The organism is uncultured Thiohalocapsa sp., assembly GCF_913063425.1.
Classification (GTDB): domain Bacteria; phylum Pseudomonadota; class Gammaproteobacteria; order Chromatiales; family Chromatiaceae; genus Thiohalocapsa.
Genome location: NZ_CAJXYK010000041.1, coordinates 1 through 19,067 on the forward strand (window position 1 = coordinate 1; position 19,067 = coordinate 19,067).

Annotated in this window: 14 protein-coding genes; 7 read left to right on the forward strand and 7 right to left on the reverse strand. The window is 67.1% G+C overall.

Annotation, left to right across the window (positions count from 1 at the left end):
- On the reverse strand, positions 1-1,559 hold a 1,559-nt coding region (locus QZ607_RS19030), incomplete at its 3' end, for an ATP-binding protein (protein WP_295885922.1).
- A 696-nt stretch (positions 1,560-2,255) separates the two neighbouring features.
- Here QZ607_RS19030 and QZ607_RS19035 point away from each other — a divergent pair.
- From QZ607_RS19035 to QZ607_RS19045, 3 genes are read left to right on the forward strand one after another with little or no spacing between them, the layout of a single operon-like run.
- Positions 2,256-3,158 carry a YdiY family protein gene (locus QZ607_RS19035; protein ID WP_295885924.1) on the forward strand — a complete coding sequence of 301 codons (903 nt, stop codon included), beginning with the start codon at positions 2,256-2,258 and terminating at the stop codon, positions 3,156-3,158.
- Between the two features lie 49 nt (positions 3,159-3,207).
- On the forward strand, positions 3,208-3,426 hold the full coding sequence (locus QZ607_RS19040) for a hypothetical protein (RefSeq protein ID WP_295885926.1): 219 nt from the start codon (positions 3,208-3,210) through the stop codon (positions 3,424-3,426).
- A gap of 15 nt (positions 3,427-3,441) precedes the next feature.
- Positions 3,442-4,023 carry a TIGR00730 family Rossman fold protein gene (locus QZ607_RS19045; protein WP_295885928.1) on the forward strand — a complete coding sequence of 194 codons (582 nt, stop codon included), beginning with the start codon at positions 3,442-3,444 and terminating at the stop codon, positions 4,021-4,023.
- Positions 4,024-4,233: 210 nt separating this feature from the next.
- Here QZ607_RS19045 and QZ607_RS19050 read toward each other — a convergent pair whose 3' ends face one another.
- Genes QZ607_RS19050 through QZ607_RS19070 form a run of 5 tightly spaced genes read right to left on the reverse strand, consistent with a single transcriptional unit; the run spans position 4,234 to position 11,813 of the window.
- On the reverse strand, positions 4,234-6,378 hold the full coding sequence (locus QZ607_RS19050) for a heavy metal translocating P-type ATPase (RefSeq protein WP_295885930.1): 2,145 nt from the start codon (positions 6,376-6,378) through the stop codon (positions 4,234-4,236).
- 25 nt (positions 6,379-6,403) lie between these two features.
- Positions 6,404-7,603: an adenylosuccinate synthetase gene (locus QZ607_RS19055; RefSeq protein ID WP_295885932.1), complete on the reverse strand. Its 1,200-nt coding sequence runs from the start codon at positions 7,601-7,603 to the stop codon at positions 6,404-6,406.
- 60 nt (positions 7,604-7,663) lie between these two features.
- Entirely contained in the window at positions 7,664-9,196 is a 1,533-nt protein-coding gene (locus QZ607_RS19060) for an aminotransferase class I/II-fold pyridoxal phosphate-dependent enzyme (RefSeq protein WP_295885934.1), read from the reverse strand.
- Positions 9,193-10,029, reverse strand: coding sequence for a 50S ribosomal protein L11 methyltransferase (locus tag QZ607_RS19065; protein ID WP_295885936.1), 837 nt, complete (start codon positions 10,027-10,029; stop codon positions 9,193-9,195). The genes QZ607_RS19060 and QZ607_RS19065 overlap by 4 nt, the downstream gene beginning before the upstream one ends.
- Positions 10,026-11,813 carry a carbamoyltransferase C-terminal domain-containing protein gene (locus QZ607_RS19070; RefSeq protein WP_295885938.1) on the reverse strand — a complete coding sequence of 596 codons (1,788 nt, stop codon included), beginning with the start codon at positions 11,811-11,813 and terminating at the stop codon, positions 10,026-10,028. Before QZ607_RS19070 ends, QZ607_RS19065 begins: the two co-directional genes overlap by 4 nt.
- 1,125 nt (positions 11,814-12,938) lie before the next feature.
- Here QZ607_RS19070 and QZ607_RS19075 point away from each other — a divergent pair.
- The gene (locus QZ607_RS19075; protein ID WP_295885940.1) at positions 12,939-13,412 is read left to right on the forward strand and encodes a DUF29 domain-containing protein; all 474 of its coding nucleotides are present in this window, start codon (positions 12,939-12,941) and stop codon (positions 13,410-13,412) included.
- Between the two features lie 53 nt (positions 13,413-13,465).
- On the opposite strand, the gene QZ607_RS19080 is transcribed toward QZ607_RS19075, so the two are convergent.
- Positions 13,466-14,119, reverse strand: coding sequence for a DUF4332 domain-containing protein (locus tag QZ607_RS19080; RefSeq protein ID WP_295885942.1), 654 nt, complete (start codon positions 14,117-14,119; stop codon positions 13,466-13,468).
- Positions 14,120-14,379: 260 nt separating this feature from the next.
- On the opposite strand from QZ607_RS19080, the gene QZ607_RS19085 reads away from it, so the two are divergent.
- The 3 genes from QZ607_RS19085 to QZ607_RS19095 all read left to right on the forward strand — a co-directional run bounded on the left by QZ607_RS19085 (position 14,380) and on the right by QZ607_RS19095 (position 18,838).
- Positions 14,380-14,592, forward strand: a complete 213-nt coding sequence (locus QZ607_RS19085) for a hypothetical protein (RefSeq protein ID WP_295885944.1) — start codon at positions 14,380-14,382, stop codon at positions 14,590-14,592.
- A gap of 616 nt (positions 14,593-15,208) precedes the next feature.
- Positions 15,209-17,728: a hybrid sensor histidine kinase/response regulator gene (locus QZ607_RS19090; protein WP_295885946.1), complete on the forward strand. Its 2,520-nt coding sequence runs from the start codon at positions 15,209-15,211 to the stop codon at positions 17,726-17,728.
- Between the two features lie 381 nt (positions 17,729-18,109).
- On the forward strand, positions 18,110-18,838 hold the full coding sequence (locus tag QZ607_RS19095; protein ID WP_295885947.1) for a hypothetical protein: 729 nt from the start codon (positions 18,110-18,112) through the stop codon (positions 18,836-18,838).
- Positions 18,839-19,067 lie beyond the last annotated feature (229 nt).

The window sequence follows — 19,067 nt, forward strand, 5'->3', positions numbered from 1 at the left end:
TGGCCCCGCACCGTCTCCACCCGGCGGAAGAGCTTCTCCTCCCAGGGCCTGCCCGGGGTGCGGTCGAAGATCACCAGATGACCCTCGCCGGCGCGGCAGCGGTCGAGGTACTCCCAGGTCTGGGCGAGGCCGCGCTCCAGGGTGGCGTCCAGGGTCTTGTGCAGGATCTTGAGCTCGATGACAACCCGCTGCTCGCCCCCGGGGTGGGGCCAGATGACCAGCAGATCCGTGCGCATCCGGCCCAGGCCGTACTCGCGCTCGATGCGCCCGCCGCCGTTGACGACGCGCTGCAGGAAGGCCTGAAGCAGCAGTTGGGGACCGGCCTCCTTGTATTGGAACCGTTCGACCCAGTGCTCGGAGTGCTCCTGGAAGAAGTCCTGGAAGGCGGCAAGGAGCTTGGCGAGGTCGAGGGTGGCGTCGGGGCGCAGGTACCAGGCGGTCTCCTGGGGGATGCCCGACTGCAGGGTCCAGGCCAACTCCCGGGGCAGGACCTCCCGGTAGATGGGGTTGGCGATCTCGATGCCGCCGGCGCGGCCCCGGCACAGCAGTCCCAAGTCGACCAGGTACTGGACGTCGTCGGGGTGGAAGCGGTCGCTGGCCTCGGCGGAGGCGAGCACCGGGCCCAGCACCCGGCGCACCCGCTCCTCGCGCAGCTTGTCCACCAGCTGGTCGAGGTGCGTCTCCCGACGCAGGATCAGCGCCTCCTTGGCGCTCTCGACCATCGCCCGGGTGATGGGGCGGGTGCGCTCGCGCCCGTCCTTCGATTCGAAACAGACCTCCCAGCCCAGGGCGTTGGTCAGCCAGGGCTGGCCGCGGCTCAAATCCCACAGGCGCTCGATGGCGTCAGGCTCGAAGACCTGGCCGGTTTCGTGGGTGTGCTGGGCGTAGAGGGCCTCGACCTCGTGGCGGTCCAGATCACCCAGGCGCAGGGATCGCGCCTTGATGTTGAAGGCGCTGCCGCCGGTGATGACGGCCTTGTCCGCATCGCTGTGGATGCGGTAGTCGCGCACGTCGCGCACGCCGCAGAGGATCAGGCTCTGGGGAAAGCCGCCGGGTCTCGCGGCATAGCCCGCGCGCAGCTGACGCAACACCGAGATCAGGGTGTCGCCGATGAGGGAGTCGATCTCGTCGATGAGCAGCACCAGGGGCTTGGGGTCGGCGGCGGACCAGCGAGCGAGCACCTCGCCGAGGGCACCGTGGCCGCCATGCGCCTCCAGAGCTGCCTGCCCGTGGTGGTTGACGAACGGGTCTCCCAGGGTCAGCTCCGCTTGGGTGCCGAGTGCCCCGATGATCGCCCGCATCGCCGCGGTGACGTCCTCCCGCGCACTCTGCCCGATCTCCACGTTGCAGTAGACGCAGCGGTACTGCCCGCCGGCGTTGAGGTGATCGCGCAGGGCCAGGAGCAGGGTGGTTTTGCCGGTCTGCCGCGGGGCGTGCAGCACGCAGTACTTGTGCTGCTCGATCAGCATCATCACCGCGTCCAGATCGACCCGCTCCAGGGGCGGGATGCAGTAATGGCGCCGGGGGTCGACGGGGCCTGCGGTGTTGAAGAAGCGCATGGGCGGACCGGGCGCGGGTTGATGCGGCGAGCCTAGCACAGGCGTTGGTAGGCGACGGCCCGGTAACGGATCGGGCAGACCCTCACATCCCCCAGACGGTGATCGCCTGGCCCCGCACCGTCTCCACCCGGCGGAAGAGCTTCTCCTCCCAGGGCCTGCCCGGGGTGCGGTCGAAGATCACCAGTCCAGACCAAGGCGGCGAGCGCCCAGCCGCGCGTGCCCGGCACGCGGACCAGCCGGCGCAGGCACCATCGGCGCAGGCCGGCACCCATGCAGAGGTCGGCGCCGCGGCAACTGGCTGCAGCAGTTGGCATGGAGCGGGCTCGGGGGCGCCTGCGTCGAGTGGAACCAGCCGGCAAGAATGGTCGCAGCGCTGTCGCCCCCACAAGTCGCGACCGCCTGCGCCCGCCCGCGCAGGCGTTGATCGCGGTCTTTTCCGAAAGGGGTCATTTGCTGTTCACAACAACTGCTCTCGCCAGCACAACGCGGCGTCGCCGCAGCTGCCGCGGGGTCCGCTACAGTCCGGCCCGACGCCAGCCGCCGCGTCACCCGCGGGGTTATCCCCGACGTGGATGACGCGGCACCCGGGCGGCGCGCGCGGATGCGCTGTTGCAGGGTCGAGGAGACGATCTCCGGCCGTTCCAGCGAGACCGTTTTGCACGCGCTCGCCAGCGAAGTAGAGGAGTGATCCCGACCATGCAACGCCACCGATCCAGCCTGTTCCTGTCACGTCCGCCGCGGCGCCGCGCACATCCCGACCTGTCGGTGCCGGGCGGCCGATACCCGCTGCACGCGCTGCTGTGCGCCGCCGTCGTCGGCGCGCCTGCGCTCGCCGCTGCGCAGCCGGCGCCGCCCCCGCCGGTGACGGGCGGTGAATCGGTGGGCGCCGACGCGAGCGGTAACGAGTCGGCAAAGAAGCTCTTCACGCTGCGCGATCTGCCGACGCCGGGCGCGGCGCCGAACTGGGCCGGCGAGGCCCAGCTCGGCTATGCGGCCTCCAGCGGCAACAGCGACACCAACAACGTCAACGCCAACGTGCTCATCAGCTACACGGCCTTTCCGTGGCGGCACTTCCTGGGCGGTGAGGTGCGGTTTGCCGACACCGACGGCGAGACCACCACCGAGCGATACGCCGCCGGCTACAAGCCCGAATACTTCTTCAGCCGACGCACCTTCGCCTTCGGCTTTCTGGGCTATGACCGCGACCCATTCTCGAACATCGAATCGCGCTATTCGGCCACCGTCGGCCTGGGTCATGCGCTGATCGACACCGAGCGCCAGGCCCTGACGGTACAGCTGGGCGGCGGTTATCGCATGACGCAGTTCACGGACGACACGCCCGACTCGGACGAGCCCGTGGTGCGCGGGGCGCTCAATTACAGCCTGCAGCTCACCGACAACACGAGTTTCCGGCAGGACCTCTCGGTCATGTCGGGGTCCGACAACACCTTCACCGAGTCCATCACGGCGTTACAGGTGTCGATGACCAATAATCTGGCGCTGAGCCTGAGCTACACCGTGCTCAACAACAGCTTCACGCCGCCCGGTGTGGACAGCACCGACACCTTCACCAGCGTCAATCTGGTGGCGGCGTTCTGACCCGACGCCGGCCGCCGTAAGCTCTTATTCAGTTGCTTTGAGGACATGAATGACAGCAACCCAAGCCCTCTCCACTGTGGAGCCCGGCTTCCTTGCCGGCGTTGGTTCCGCCGCCAATGCCTTCGTCCTGGCGCATCCGCTCAGTTTGTCCCTGGCCCCCGGTGCCTTGCTTGGCAAGCGACGGCGTCGCGCGAAGCTCCAGCCGGTGATCGCTTCGCCACATCGCCGAAGCGCTGATCAAGGCGGCGTTTACAAGCGTCTGCCGTAATTGAGGAATCTGTCAATGAAACGCGTCTGCGTCTACACCGGCGGCTATGAAGGTCGCCAGGCCATCTTCGCCGAAACAGCCCGGGCCATGGGTGAGGAACTGGCACGCCGCGAGGTCGAGCTGGTCTACGGCGGCGGTCAGGTCGGGCTGATGGGTATTTTGGCCGACACGGTGCTGGAGAACGGCGGTCGGGTGATCGGAGTGATCCCTGAGAAGCTGGCCGCCCGCGAGATCGCCCACCACGATCTTCAGGAACTGCGCATTGTCGGCTCCATGCACGAGAGGAAGGCGTTGATGGAGACGCTCTCCTGCGGCTTCATCGCGCTGCCCGGCGGCATCGGCACTCTGGAGGAAACCTGCGAGGCCCTTACCTGGGCTCAGCTGGGCGTACACAAAAAGCCCTGTGGGCTGATCAACGCCGGCGGCTATTATGACCACTTCCTGGCATTCATCGATACCATGGTGGACAACGGCTTTCTCAAGGCAGTGCACCGGGAGCTGCTGCTGGTCGACAAGGACCCGGCGGCGCTGCTCGATCGGATGGCCGTCTTCGAGCCGCCGGAGTTCAAGCGTTGGATGGCACGCGAAGACGTGTGACCGGCATCGCCTCAACCGCACCCTTTGCGTTAGGGAAGCGCTGACTTATCAGTGCTTCCCGTGCGGGGCAGGGTGCCCCCGCCATTGCCGGCGACGCCTTGTTCGGAACGGGGCGCTGAAAATGAAGGAGCTGGGGAAACCGCCCCTGTTTGAGGCCAGGGTCGGTTCCGTCCGATTTTTGGGCGGGATGTCCAATAAATCCGTGTCTCCTTAAGCCTTCGCGGGGGCGCGACGGGCGCGCAGCCTTTTGGGAGCCTGCTCGACGGTCGTCGCCTTGAGCGCGACCAACAGCCCCATGGTCGCCTGCCCCAGCCACATCAGCTCGACGGTCAGGAACTTGAATGGCAGCAGTATCGTCATGGCGCCGGCTGAAATGCTGAATACCCGTGAGAGGGAGTGATTGTCGGCCATGCGAGACTTGAAGCCGTCCGCCAGGTCGAAGACGACCGTTAGATCGGCCAGATCGCCGCGCATCAGCACGATATCGGCGCAGTCGGTGGCGACGGTGGTTGCCCCGGCCAGAGAAATCGACACGTCTGCGCCCCGCAAGGCCACGGCGTCGTTGATCCCATCGCCGATAAAGCAGACGGTTTCGCCCTGCGCCTGAAGGCGCTCGATCGCCTCGGCCTTTTGCTCAGGGAGCAGGTTGGCGTCAAAGCCGTCGATCCCCAGGGCGTCGGCCAGGGCGCGGGTAGGGGCCTCCTGATCGCCGGACATGATCCGGAGCTTGACGCCGCGCGATTTGATGTCGGCGATCAGCTCTGGGACGCCGGGGCGTAGGGTTGCGGCCAGCTCGATGACGGCGAGCGCGGCGCCGTCGACCGCAACGAAGACCACGGCGCGGCCAGCCGCTTTCGCCTGATCCTCATGGCCGCGCAGCTCAGCGGAGACCTCGACGCCGCAGGCCGCCATGTAGCGAGCGCCGCCCACTTGGATGGTGCGCCCTTCGTGCTCGGCCTCCACGCCCATGCCCACGCGCAGCGCGACCTCGTCGATGGCATCCACCGCCAGCCCCCGGGTCTCGGCTTCGGCGAGAATGGCCTTGGCGATGGGGTGAGTCTGACTGGCCTCTGCCAGGGCCGCGCTGCGCAGTGCCTCGTTGACATCGATGCCCGTGTGGCAGTGGATCGCGGCGACGCTGAGCGCCTCCAGGGTCAAGGTGCCTGTCTTGTCAAAGACCAGCGTGCTGACCTCGGGAAGCCGTTCCAACGCGGCACCGTCCTTGACCAGAATGCCGCGCTCCGCGCCACCCCGCAGCCAGTTGAGCAACGTGATCGAGCGCAGCGGAATCAGATTCGGCATGTAGTTGCAGCCCAGCACCGCCAGGCCGGTAATCGGCCCGCCCACAAGCCAGCCGACAGCACCACCGGCGAGCGTCGGCCAGCGGGTATGCTCCAGCGCGATGAACTGGTCCCCCATGCGCTGCTCGTCCTGATCCAGGGTCTTCTCCAGCACCCGTTGGATCTTGGCGGCGACCGTATCGCTGCCGGCCTGGGTCACACGCACACGCAGTGTTCCGCTCAGCAGCAGCGAGCCGGCCAGCACCGGGTCGCCCAGCTCACGCTCCACCGGCTGCGATTCGCCAGTCAGGCGGTGCTGGTCAGCCATGCCCTCGCCCATGACCACCACCCCGTCCACCGGGATGGTCTGTCCGCTGCGCACCACCGCCACATCTCCGGGGACAACGCGATCAAAGGGCACTGCCAGCTCCACTTCCCCCGTCACAATCCAGACCGTGGCGGGGGCGTCCTTCATCAGATTGGTCAGGCTGTCCCGGGCCGCGCTCTTGGTGAGGTATTCGAACTTGCTGACGCCGTGGAAGAAGATTAACCCGAGCCCGCCGACCACGTAGACGCCGCTCAGCCAGAGCGCGGATACATAGGCCGAGAACAGATGGAACAGGCTGAAGCGCCGCTCGTCGCGGGCGATGCGCCAGCCTTCACGGAAAATCGGCGCCATCTGCCAAGCGGCCCCGGCCAGGATCACCGGTGCCAGCGGCGCGGCCGTCGCGGCTTTCACGACGGCCAGGCCGAAAACCGCGCCGCTCGCCGCAAGGTTGCGATTCACGGCTTGTTCCTGCGGGGAGGGCGTGCGGGTCCGGTCCAGCTTCGCCATCTCCCGCGCCCGGGCACCGCCGACGAGCATGGGATCGAAATAGGCTTGAAAGCCGTGCTGCACTCCGGCATCCAAGCGGCGAAGGACCCGGTCCAACGCCGTCGCGCCCGCCCCGGCGGTCGCTGGGGGCCTGGCGGGCGCGTTGGCGATCGACCGCAGCTTGGCGGCCGAGGACCTGCGCGTGCCGCTTTTGGCGAAGACATAGACGGCTGCCGCACTCAAGCCGAGGGGCAGCAACATCGGCATCGGCATCGAGATCCACCCGCTAGCGCACGATCATCTCGTGATCGGCAGGCCCGGTGCCGATGATCCGTATCGGTACGCCGACAGTCTCCTCGATGAAGGAAATGTAATTCCGGGCGTTTCGCGGCAGTGCAGTAAACGTTTGCGCGCCGCGAATATCCTCAGTCCAGCCGGGGAGATACTCGTAGACTGGCGTGACCGGTCTGTCGGCAATGGTGTGCCAATCATAGAACGCCTCGTAAACCCGGCCATCGCGCTCATAGCCGACGCAAATGGGAATGCGATCCAGGCCGGTCATCACGTCGATCTTGTTCAGGCAGAGCTCCGAGTAGTCGTTGATCTCGTGGGAATATCGCAACGCCACGAGATCTTGATAGCCGACACGCAATGCCTTGATGGGCACGTGGCAGAACTCATTCGCCAGCCCGCGGATGCGTTCCTGCTCCGGGCTTGGGATCTCCGTCGGCAGGGGCCCGGTGTCGTCAAACCGCGTCGGAAACGCCTTGCAGATTCCGATGTTCCGCGTTACCGCGGAGTATGGCAAACCGGCGCCGTACAACATGCCTGTGGTCGTCGTGTTCGTTGATGTCACCGCGGGATAAACCCCATGAATGGCGTCAAGCATCAAAGCCTGCGAGCCTTGGATCATCACGGTGACGTCGCTGTTGCGAACCCCGGCGAGATACTCTTTGATATTGCCTCGGTACTTCTTCAGAAGCGCGACATAGGCTGCCCGGTCTTCCCACGGCTCATAATGCGCAAGCTCTCCGTCGGCGGCGATGAACTGATCGACGGTGACGCCGATGCGATGAGCGCGATCAGCGACGGCGGGTCCGACGCCCTCGCGAATCGTCTCGGTCTTGCCGGTATCGTTGTTGCGCCCGTCCAACCGGACATGGTCGGGCATGACGACATGGGCGTTCCCGCTGATAATCAGGTGATCGGACAGGTCTCCGAAATGCGCTTCCAGGGCTTGCACATCCTTCATCAGTCGGTCGCAGCGAATCAGAACGCCGTCACCGATCAATCCGATTCTGCCTCGTACCATGCCGGCGGGCAACATTCGGAAATGAAATTCCTTACCCTCATGGTAGACGGAGCATTCGGCGTTGGAACCACCTCCGCAACGCATGCAGATATCCGCGCCTTGGGCGAGATGGAGGTTGATCTTTCCTTTTCCTTCGTCTCCCCACTGGGCGCCAACGGCAATATTGAGCTTCATTGCGGGCTTCTCCGCTGATGGATTGACAGTGTCAGGCTGGTTGCGGATGGCAGCTTGGCACTAAGGGAACCTATGCAGCGGGGGCTGCGTTCGGCCGGATAAATCAGTCGTGGACCCATCCACAACCAGGAGTGTCTCCAGGGACGGGTCCAAGGCCATGATCTGGGCCCCGCCGTCGCGCAGATTGCGGGCGTGCTCGAGGATTTCCGCGCTGACGGCTTCGCCGGGGGTGAGCAGGGGATTGCCGGGCGGATACGCCATGACCATTTCCGCGCAGATACCCCCCGCCGCCTGCTCCAATGGAACACGGCGCTTGCGGGCGAAAGCCGCGTTGCGCGGAAGCATGGCCAGATCCGGCAAGGGCGCTTCGCGGCGGGTGGATTCGAATCTGGGGTCGGGGCGCAGTGCCGGGGCCTCGACGACCAGCCGCGCCAGCGCCTCGACTAGGGCATCGTAATCGGCGCCGGTGTCCTGTGGCCCGACGATGAAGACGATGTTGCGGGCGTCACACATCTCCCAGGCGATGTCGCAGGCGCGATTGAGGAATTCGGCGCAGGCGAACCCTGACACCTTCAAGCCATCGCAGTTGATCACCAAACGCAATGGATCGGCGGTATAGCCCTCGGCGGCCAGGGCCGGGTCGAGCAGGCGCGCCGAAACGCCATCCAGCCGCCGGAGGCGCGCGCGCAGGGCTTCGGCCTGCTCAACGGCGGCGCCGAAAGCGGGGGCACCATCGCGCCAGAGCATGCGCCGGGTCTCGTCGATCGAGACCAGCAGCAGGTTGCTCGGGCTCGTGCTCTGCAGGGTATTGAGGGCCAACTGGATCGCGTCGATGTCAATCAGCGACGCACGCCCCACATGCAGCACCGCGGCGCCGGTGAGCGCACCGACGGTCTTGTGCCAGCTCTGCACGACCACGTCCGCGCCCAAGTCCAGGGCTGGGGTGATCGGTGTTTGCGGCAGAAACCGCAGGTGGGCACCGTGCGCCTCGTCGACGATCACGGGGCAGCCGCGCGCGTGGCAAAAGGCGATCACCTCGCGCACGTCGCCGGCCAAGCCATAGTAGTTCGGCCGGGTCAGTAACAGCGCGGCGATGTCGGGGTTCTCGTCAAACGCGGTACGCACCGCCGCCACGCCTGGCGACAGCGCGTCGTGGGCCGGGTGGCGCCGGGTCGGCAGATAAACGGGCCTGGCGCCGCAGAGGGTCAGGGCCGAAGCGGCCGAACGGTGCAGGTTGCGCGGTGTCAGGATCGCGTCGCCCGGCCCTGCGGCCGCCATGATCGCCGCCAGATTGCCGATGCTGGAGCCATTGACCAGAAACCGCGAATGCCCCGCCCCGAACAGATCGGCTGCCAGGGCCTGGGCCTCCTTGAGCGCCCCTTTCGAGTGGAACAGGTTGTCCGTATAGCCCGGCATGGAGGGCAGGTCCATCGCCAGCAGTTCAGCGCCGAACAAGGGCTTGAGCGACTCGGCGAAGAAGCCTCCCGCTTTGTGCATGGGAAAGTGCAGCCGAACCGGATTTCGGCGGCGATAGTCGAGCATCGTCTCCAGAAGCGGGGCGCGCTCTTGGGGCGCATGAGGGCTGGATGTCATGCGGGCAGTGGCTCGTCCCAGGCTGCATGGGGCTCTGATTGCTCGACGGTCAGACCGGAGCCGGTCTTTTCGTAATGCAGTACGCAGAGATGCTCATGGGTCAGGCCCCTCTGCTTCAGCTGCCCGCCCAAGTGACGCATGGTCGCGTCCGCTACCCCGTCGGGCGTGTGATGCTTGACGACATCGAAGGAGAATTTGATCGGATCGACGATCAACCGTGCGCCCCCGCTCAAGCGGCGCTCGATCACATCGATGAAGGCGGTCGGGAGCCGATCATCTCCCGGCGCGGCGGTGACGATCAGCGCCTTGCCGTTGGGCATCAGATGGGCGTCCAGCTCTCGACAGATCGTGTCAAGAAAATCCATCCCCAGAAGATCGCCACCGCCGGAGTGGAAATAGTGCTCCTGGCCTGGTGGCGAAGGCATGAAAGGGGGATTGGATATGACGAGATCGAACCGACGGCCCCGCACGGGCCTCCACAGGTCCTCGCGGTCGCCATCGATGATCGCCAACCCTTGCGTTACGCCGTTGATCAGAGCGTTGAACCCGGCGAAGAGCTTTGCGCGTGGGTTGATCTCCAGTGCTGTCACCCGCTTGGCCCCAGTCTTGAGCGCGCCGATAGAGAGCACCCCGGAGCCCAGACCGATCTCCAGCACCTCGGCCCCGGCGGCACCGCCGATTTTTGCAAGCTCTTCGAGAAAGAAGGGCTGTTCCGGATACATCGGAAAGACCTGATCCACATCTGGATAATCGACGCAATCGGTCAGGACCCGAAGCCCATGAACCTGGCTGAGCCGATGGTTTGCGATCAGTGTTTCGAGGGACGGTATCATCGGACCGGAACCACTTGGTTATGAGCAGCCTCTGTCTGCGTTGCGGACATTCGAGCGCGGTCGACGATGAAGTCGCCCATCACCAAGTAATCGATACGAGTATTCAGGAAGGTATGGATCGCATCCTCCGGCGAGCAAACGATCGGCTCCTGGTCGTTGAACGAGGTATTGAGCAGCACCGGCACCCCGGTCAGCTTCTCGAACTCGGCCAGCAATTCGTGGAAGCGCGGATTCGAGTGGGCATGGACTGCCTGGATACGGCAGGTGCCGTCGAAATGCACCACGGCAGGCATGCGTTCCTTTTTGTCTTCTCGCGCCGGGAAGGCGCCGACCATGTAATCAGCCACCTCCGGCATGGGCGCCGGCAGCTCGAACCAGTCGGTCGCACGCTCTGCGAGCACACTCGGGCAGAAGGGGCGGAAGATTTCGCGGTGCTTGACCTTGACGTTCATCACCTTGGCGATGCCCGCGTCGCGCGGATCGGCCAGCAGCGAGCGTGCGCCGAGCGCCCTGGGTCCAATTTCCATGCGGCCTTGGAACCAGGCGACGATGGCACCGTCGGCGAGGTGGCGGGCGGTATCGGCCACCGCGTCCGAGCTTCGCGAGTAGCGTAAACCGGCGTTCTCCAGGGCAGCGCGGATGGCGTCGTCGCCGTAGGCTGGGCCGAGATAGGGGCTCTTCATCGGCCCGGCGGAGGGACGGCCCAGCTCGCGCCGCCAGATCAGATGGGCGGCGCCGATCGCGGTTCCGGCGTCGTTCGCGGCGGGGGGGACGTAGACGTTCTCGAATATGCCCGCGGTGGCGACATAACCGTTCGCCACGCAGTTCAGCGCCACACCACCTGCCATGCAGAGACGCTCGCGACCGGTGCGCGTTTTGAGCGTTTGCGCCAGTTTCAGGAAGATATCCTCAGTGATGAGCTGCGCGGCCAAAGCAATGTCGGCGTAGCACTGGGTTTTGGGGTTGACTTCGCGCACGGGGGTCTCTCGTCTGGCAACACCAAAGACCTGCTCGAGTGTTGTGAAGTCGGATTCATCCCGTAAGCGCAGCAACGCGTCGTCAACGTCGAAGAAGCCGTCGTCACGTACTTGGATCAAGCGGGCCATCTGTGCGTCGTAGACACCCCTGTTGCCATACGACGACAGCCCCATCGCCTTCGCGGCGTCATAGATGTCAAAGCCGATGAAGGCTGACAGCTTCTCCCACAGGAACCCCAGCGAGTTCGGATAGTCGAGCGCGGCGAGGGGCGTCAGGTCGCACCCTTCCCCGTCATACAAGGTGACCGATGAGAATTCGCTGATGCCGTCGACCACGGCCACCGCAGCTGATTCATAGCCCGACGGGTAAAAGGCACTGGCGGCGTGGCAATCGTGGTGATCGAGATAAAAGAAGCGACCCGAGAATCCGCGCGCACGCAACTGGCGCTCGATGTTCAAGGTTTTGTCGTACAGAACCTGCTCGCCCTCCGGCGCGCCGTAGCTGCCGTCTGGGATGTCATAGGCGTGTACATAACGCGTATTCTTGCGCAGCCGCGCCTCGGGCTGAATGGAACAGCCGACGTAGTCCACCTGCGCGAGGCTCCGGAGCCCCGCCTGGTCGAGACAGAATGCAATCGCCGATTCCGGCAGGACGTCAGGGTTGTCCACTCTGGCGGGTTTGGCATGCTTGACGCGGTTGAAACGCTCTTCCTCGACGGCGGCGACCATTACCCCGTTCTTCAGAAGACATGCCGAGGATTCATGGTAGACACAGTTGATCCCGAGTGTATAGATTGAGTTTTCCACGTTTATCCTCCTCACTGAACGGGAGCGGGTAGTTCAGCAGCGGTGACGGGTGATTGCCAGTGCATCGGATGAAGGTTGCCTGCGATCCACGCCGCCGCGTCGTCAGTCTCTTTGCCGAGCCGTCCCGCAGTGGCAACGGGGGTCTCGGTGCGGACTTTGGCTCGATGCTCGGGGCGTGCGTTGGCGACGGGACAAGTGTCTCCGATCACGTCGTTATTGTCGTGGCGGAGCCTTGTCGCCGCTAAAACATGCGTTGTCGCTGCGAAGCTGTTCAGCGGGTAGAGCAGCGGTTTTCGACGCCCGGACGCTGCGTTGGCATCACGTTTCGCCGGCACCGTTGCGGGCTGACCGGACTCCGCCGAAGACTCCAGCCCGTCGTTATGGACCTCGTCGGGCGTTGCCGTCGGCAGAGGCTTGAGGCGGCGGACGGTGTCAGGTGGAGCGCATGGCGCTTCGGCGCGACCCGAGCCGCACGCCCTGACGGAGATGCGAACGCTGCATATCCTGCGCGACTGCGCCCCAGTTGCGGTTGTGGCGGCCTGTTGGTGGCGCGCCGGCGTTGCCACGCATGCCGCACGAAGCCGTCCAATACGAGGTCGCGCCACAGCAGGTCAGCGCACCCAAGGCCGGGCGAGCGGGTACAGTCTCCGTCCGAGCTCCTCTCGGCGCCCACCCCCGCTCGGGGCGCCCGGCACCAACCCCTTAAGGAGACGCTTAAAAATGGGCTTCCTGCCCATTTTCAGCACCCGAAGCGAAAACGCGGTTTCCGCTTCGCTTCATCCTAAGCGGCTGACGTTGCTGACAATGGCGGGGCATACCGCGCCGCACGGGAAGCACTGATAAATCAGCGCTTCCCTAAACGAACAGCCGATGGCTCTCCACCGAATTGGATGGCTGCCAACTCGCTCGCGTGTTGCGTGCACAGACCTGGACGGCGTCCTTCAGCGTTTCGGCCACCGGGCGCGTGGTAACCTGATCCAGTGCGGTCTCGCGGGCCGCCGTCGCCACGGATGCGGGGAACACTGCAGCTCACTGCGGCACGGCGCTCCAGGGAAAGGCTGGCCGGCGTCCGGGCTTAGGACGCAACCGCGAGCCTGTCCGTCCCTCAACCGCACCGGAGCCATCATGAGCGCATCCATGCACGACGAGGATTTCCTGCGCTGGACCGAACAGCAGGCCGACCTGTTGCGTGCCGGGCGCCTGGCCGAGCTCGACGTCGACCATCTGTTGGAGGAGGTCGAAGACATGGGCCGTGAGCAGAAGGTCGGGCTGCAGTCGCTGATCCGGATGATCCTCGTCCATTTGCTGAAGCTGGACTTTTTGCCGGCACGCGAGCCACGCCCAAAGTGGACGGAGGAGGTGATGGAGCTGCGGGCTCAGGCGGAGAGCCGAATCGAAGACACCCCGAGCCTTGCGCACCATGCCGATGAGCTCTATCGCAAGGCCTGGCCGCAGGCGCGCCGAATCGCGGATTGCTCCCTCGCCGCATACGGAGAAGAGGTCGCGTTGCCGGATGCCTGCCCCTACAGCCTTGCGCAGGTGCTCGCCCCGGATTTCCTGCCGGAGCCCCGGATCGGCTCGGACACTGCCGACGACTGATGCGCGGGGATGATCGCGGTCCCGGTCCCGTGCGGTGATCGATCCGGCCCCGTTCAGCGCCCTGTCTTGGTCAGCTCTCGGGCCTGCGCGATCCACCGCGCTGGTGCCGCCATCGGCGCGGCAGCGGAGGCGCCGAGGATCTCCCTGAGTGCTGTCGGGTCTGCCCGGGCCAGGTCGCCCAGGCTGCGCACGCCGCCGGCGACCAGCAGCGCTGCATAGCGCGGACCGATGCCGCGCACGCGCTCGAGCTCGCGCATGGCGGCGGGATCCGGCCCGGTGCCGGCGGCGGTGCTTGACGTCTGCGCTTGATCCGACGGCGCGCCGCCAGCGGGCGGGGAGCCCTCCGGATCCCAAGCCTTCGCAGTGCCCATCACCCGGCGGGCGAGGTCGCCGACCTCGCTGCGCAGCGGGCCCAGATCCCGGCGCACCTGCCGATGCGCAACACCGGCGCCGGCTGCACCGCCGCCCGCCGCACCCACGGCACCCGGCAGCAGCAGGTCGACCAGGCCCTTGAGGCTGGCGCCCGGGGTCATACCCGCGCCGGCGGGCAGGCCGACGGCCGGCTTGGCGAGCGCCGCGGCCGCGAGTGCCTTGCCCGTCAGGAGTGCATACAGCGCCACGGCGCCGGTGCTCGCGACGGCACCCGTGGCAGCGCCGACGGCGATGATGCGCAGCGTGGGCGCAGAGAGCAGTCGGACAGCGGGCATCGCAGGCTCCGTTGGGTGGATGGGACGGGGCAATGATGAGGGAGCGCGCGATGCCGGAGTGGCGTTTCGCAAAGCATTCATTGCGGCTGCCAAGCGGGGTGCAGCCGCGGCACCGCGCGATGCTTGCCCAACGGGCATGATGATGGGCACTCTTGCGCCGGTGCACGCGCCCTGATTCCGAGGGCCCGACAACGGGGCGCACCGGACGCGCGTGCCCAGCGCTTGCAAGGTCTGCTTAAAACCTGATGAGGATCGCGACTATGGCTACCCCAGCCCTTTCAACCGCAGCGCCCGGCTCCCTTGCCGCCGTCGGTTCTGCCGCCAAGGCCCTCGTTCTGGCACATCCGATCGGTTGGTCCGTGGCCGGCGGTGCCCTGCTCGGTGCGGGTGCCTATTGGGGCATCGGGCGCCTGCTGCGCAGGAAGGCGCAGGCCCCCGATGCCCCCGATGCCGCCGCGCCCGCCGCTGCCTGAGCCCGTCCCGCCCTGCTCGCCCGTCAGCCGACGGGCGGGCTTCCGCGCAGATCTTGACCCCGCTGCCTTCAGCAAGCACGCTGCGCTGAGGCACCCCGAAGCACCACTGGGGAAGTCGCGAGCGCAGGCCCGGGTGCGCCGACTGAGCTCGGTATCTCGGGGCAGGCCGACTTCGGTCCGCGAGCGGCGTCTGTCGTCTGGCCTGAGGATTTCCACGACATCGCACGGGTGAGCCGGGAGCGGGCGCCGCCACGCCGAGCGCATCGCGGTGCAGCACTGAGCGATCTCACAGCCGGGCGGGCTGCCGTTCACGGCGGTGCTTGGAGTATGCTTGTGCGCCCAGCCCCGTCGTCGCCGCGATCATTCCCCGCCGTCCAGCCCCCGAGCGCATGCGCGAGCCTGTGCACAACCCACGGCGTTCGTTTCGCGCTCACCCGCTTACACCCGCTGCCCTCAGCCTGCACCGCGCCGACCGGCTGCGCCACCGGCATCCTGAACGCCCGGGTCGTTGCCGGCGCAAGGGCTGCGCCCGCGGGTGCCTGGGCCGCCGGATGCGCCCATGAGGCGTCTGTCGGCGCACCCTGCCGTTCGCCCCGGCCTTTGGGTCGCCCGCGGTGTGATCGCTTGCGTTGCCCTGATCCTCGCCGCCGACATCCAAGCCGCCTCCGCCACCGCGTCCGCGCCAGCGCCCATCCGTATTGCCGACGCCGCGGACTTGCCGCTCCAGGTAGAGCGCATGGCGCTGCTGCGCGACCCGACCCGCACGCTCGATCTGGCCGACGTCCGTACGCCGGATATCGCTCGCGACTTCGTCCCGGTCGCCGACGCCATCCCGAACCTCGGCACCGGCCGCGATGCCGTATGGGCACGCTTCGCGGTGCGCAACGCCACCGGCGAGCCGCTGTCGCTGGTGCTCGCGCTCACCGATGCCCGCACCGCGCAGGTCGCCTTCTGGGCCCTGGATGACCACGGCCAGGTCATCGCCCAGCGCCGCGATGGCCGCTTTGCCGATCCCGCCCAGCGCGACCGCTCACACCGCTGGTTCCTGTTCGACCTGACGCTCGCACCGGCCCAGACAGTAACGCTCTATGTGCGCGTGGTAAGCGACATGGGCCGCCGGCTGGACCTGCGGCTCACCGACCGTCCGCGCCTCGCCGAGGCGGACCGCGCGGCCTATGGCTGGCTCGCGCTGCTGTTCGGCGCCCTGCTGTTCATGCTGGCGTACAACCTGCTGCTGCTGTTCCAGCTGCGCGATGCGGGCTACCTTTGGCTCTGTTGTGTCATCGCCGGCGCCATGCTCTTCATCGCCGACCGCGAGGGCCTGCTCACCACCCTGGCCTGGCGCTTCTGGCCGGACCGGCTGTCCGGAAACCAGCTCGGCAGCAGCCTCGCGCTGATCGGCATCTACTTGTTTCCGGTCGCTTACCTGCGGCTGCGCATCCATGCCCCGCGCCTGGTCCGGCTGCACTATGCGCTGGTGGCGGTCGCCGCTCTACAGCCGATGCTGTATCACTGGCTGCCGCATGCGGGCTATTTGGTTTCCTCCCTGCAGGGCGTCTACTCCGCACCGCTGATGCTCCTCTCGGCCCTGCTGGTCTGTCGCCGTCAGCCCCGTGCGGTCGGTTGGTACATCGCGAGCTGGCTGCCGATGATGGCGGCGTTGATGCTGCTGATGCCGATGAACTTCGGGCTGCTGCCGCCCCTGCCGTTGATCTGGATGCTGCCCTACCTCGGCCTGCTGCTGATGCTGCTGTTGCTCTCGGTGGCCCAGGCGGATCGCGTCAACGAGCTGCGCCGGCGCGCCGAGCGCAGCCAGGCGGCGCTCGCCCGCGACGAGGCCCGGCTCAGCGAGCTGGTGGATGCGCGCACCCGCGAGCTGGCCATCGAGCGCGACCGCGCCGAAGCGGCCAACCGCGCCAAGACGCAGTTCCTGGCCAGCATGAGCCACGATCTGCGCACGCCGCTGAACGCGGTGCTGGGGGCCGCGGACCTGCTGCGGCGCTCGCCGTGGCTCGGCGCCGAGGAGCAGGGGCAGTGCGGGCTCATCCAGCGCGGCGGGCGGCATCTGCTGCGCCTGATCGAGGACCTGCTCGACGTCGCCAGCATCGAGCACGACAGACTGCGCCCCGTCATCTCCGAGGTCGCGCTGCGGCCCATGCTGGAGGACCTCGCCGCAGTGACCCGCCGCCAGGCCCAGGCCAAGGGGCTGGCCTTCGCCGCGCATGTTGCCCCGGACCTGCCGGCCGCCGTGCGCACAGACACCCGGCGGGTGCGCCAGGTGCTGCAGAATCTGCTCGACAATGCGGTCAAGTACACCGGGGCGGGGAGGGTGGACTTCAGCGTGGCGATCGAGGCCCCGGCATCGGCGTCTGCGGACGCTGACACCCTGACGCTGTTGTTCACGGTGACGGACACCGGCCGCGGTATCGCCGAGGCGGACCGTGAGCGGCTGTTCTCGCCCTTCGAGCAGCATCACCACACGGACGCCGGCAGTGGCCTCAGCCTCGCCATCTGCCGCGAGCTCCCCGCTGCCCTCGGCGGCGCGCTGACGCTGGAGAGCGCCCCGGGACGCGGCAGCCGCTTCGGCTTTCGGCTGCCGGTGCGGGTGGTGTCGTCCGTGCCGGACCAGGGTGGAGCCGCGCCGGACCAGGCGCCCATCGTCGGCTGCACAGGCCCGCGCCGGCGCGTCCTGGTCATCGACGACAGCGAGGTCAATCGGCTCCTGATGGCCGGGCTGCTGCAGGCGCTGGGATTCGATGCCTTCGTGCTGAAGCCCATCGAGCAGGGCGCGCTGTGCGCGGCGCTCGGCGAGTGTCTGGGACTCACCTGGCTGCGGGGGGACGCCACCCCGGTTGATCTCGGAGCGCTGTCGGGCGCCGAGCCTGCAACCGCAGGGCCCATGGCGTCCGCGGCGGAACCGCCGCTGCCGCCCTCCCGGATCGAGCTGGAGGCGGCCCTGGAGCTGGCCGAGCGCCAAGACTGGGCCAGCCTGCGGGAGTGGTGTACGGAGCTCGAAGCCGCCTTCCCGGAATGCGCGGACTTCGCCGCGCGTGTTCGCGTGCTGTTGGGTCGGGGCGATGCCGGGCCGGGCTCGGCGGCCGCTTCGGCCCTGCGGCGGCTGCTGGCGGAGCGCTAGTGCACCATGGCGGCGCTCGCGCGAGCGCGCCCGGGTACGCCGACTTCAGCCGGGACCACGGCGAAGGCGGGCGTCAGTGCATCGAAGGCAGATGCTCCTTTGGCTTGAAGCCAGCCGCCGCGTGGCACCGGCAGCCTTGCGCCCAATTCCGCCGCTGGCCGTCGCGACCCAAGCCTTCCAGGGTGTCGGCCACGGGATGGGGTCGGAGCACTGCGTCGGTTTGCCAGAGACAACAGAATGTACGCTCCAGCGCAACAACTTCGATGGCGCGGAGACGATTCGCCCGGCTATGGTCGGCAATCTCTGTCGCCAACCTTTGTGAGCGGAATCAAGATGAAGCGCGTGTCCAAATCATCGATCCCAAACCGCGGCCAAGCAACCATGAAGCCAAGCTCCCTCGCCCCGTTACTGCTGCTCCTGTTGCCCGTTGCCGGGCAGGGGGCCATTGTTGCCCAGTACAACTTCGACAGCGACTTTGCGAGCAGCGACGCGGAGCCGCTCACCAGCGCCGGGGTTTTCCTCAGCCAGGCAACCGGCACCTTCGCCGGCGAGTTCGGCGTGCTCGGCACGCCGGCGGGGGCGAGCAGCCAGACCGCTGCCTGGAGTGCGCGTTCCCTGCCGACGCCTACGCGCCCGGGCTCCGCCTGGTTCGACTTCACCATCGGCCTCGATCCCAGCGTCAGCGAAATCAGCTTCAGCTCGCTGGACTTCACTGCCTACGTTTTCCATACGATCGGCGGCACCACCGCGTTCAATTACGAGCTCTTCTGGAGCGTGGACGGCTTCGGCAGCCCCATCGCCTCGGCCAACGGCCCGAGCATCTCGGGTGGTGGATCACTGAACGACAGCGAGGCGCTCAGCTTCGATCTGTCCGCGCTGCCGGCGCAGACGACGGACGTCACCTTCCGCTTCGATCCGGTCCTCGCACCGGGCTCCGACGGCAACGGCGGTGGAGCTGTGGAGACCAGTCAACGCGGCGGCGCTGTCGACAATCTGGTCCTCAACGCGACGGTCTCGGCGGTACCGCTGCCGCCGACACCCCTGCTGCTTGCCGCCGGCGCCGTGCTGCTTGCTCGGCAGGCCGGCCGGCCGCGACTCGCCGCCGGATAGGGCCTGCGGATCCACCGCGGCGGCGCCACTCGGCAAGACGCCGGCCGCTGGCAGGTCGGGCTCTTGTCTCGACCACCGCCCGTCTGAGGTGAGCAGCAGATGCTCGCCTCAGGCGCGCTCGATCCACGCGCGGGCTCGGGTACGTCCGGCATCTGCATAGACCGCGGGCAAGGGAAGGGCAGCGCTCCCGCGGTCGCCATGGCCCAGGGTTCGGGAGGTACTTCGACGA

Coding starts and splice junctions, on each gene's coding strand:
- QZ607_RS19035 (WP_295885924.1), top strand. CDS start 2,256: ATGCAACGCCACCGATCCAGCCTGTTCCTGTCACGTCCGCCGCGGCGC.
- QZ607_RS19040 (WP_295885926.1), top strand. CDS start 3,208: ATGACAGCAACCCAAGCCCTCTCCACTGTGGAGCCCGGCTTCCTTGCC.
- QZ607_RS19045 (WP_295885928.1), top strand. CDS start 3,442: ATGAAACGCGTCTGCGTCTACACCGGCGGCTATGAAGGTCGCCAGGCC.
- QZ607_RS19050 (WP_295885930.1), bottom strand. CDS start 6,378: ATGTTGCTGCCCCTCGGCTTGAGTGCGGCAGCCGTCTATGTCTTCGCC.
- QZ607_RS19055 (WP_295885932.1), bottom strand. CDS start 7,603: ATGAAGCTCAATATTGCCGTTGGCGCCCAGTGGGGAGACGAAGGAAAA.
- QZ607_RS19060 (WP_295885934.1), bottom strand. CDS start 9,196: ATGACATCCAGCCCTCATGCGCCCCAAGAGCGCGCCCCGCTTCTGGAG.
- QZ607_RS19065 (WP_295885936.1), bottom strand. CDS start 10,029: ATGATACCGTCCCTCGAAACACTGATCGCAAACCATCGGCTCAGCCAG.
- QZ607_RS19075 (WP_295885940.1), top strand. CDS start 12,939: ATGAGCGCATCCATGCACGACGAGGATTTCCTGCGCTGGACCGAACAG.
- QZ607_RS19080 (WP_295885942.1), bottom strand. CDS start 14,119: ATGCCCGCTGTCCGACTGCTCTCTGCGCCCACGCTGCGCATCATCGCC.
- QZ607_RS19085 (WP_295885944.1), top strand. CDS start 14,380: ATGGCTACCCCAGCCCTTTCAACCGCAGCGCCCGGCTCCCTTGCCGCC.
- QZ607_RS19095 (WP_295885947.1), top strand. CDS start 18,110: ATGAAGCCAAGCTCCCTCGCCCCGTTACTGCTGCTCCTGTTGCCCGTT.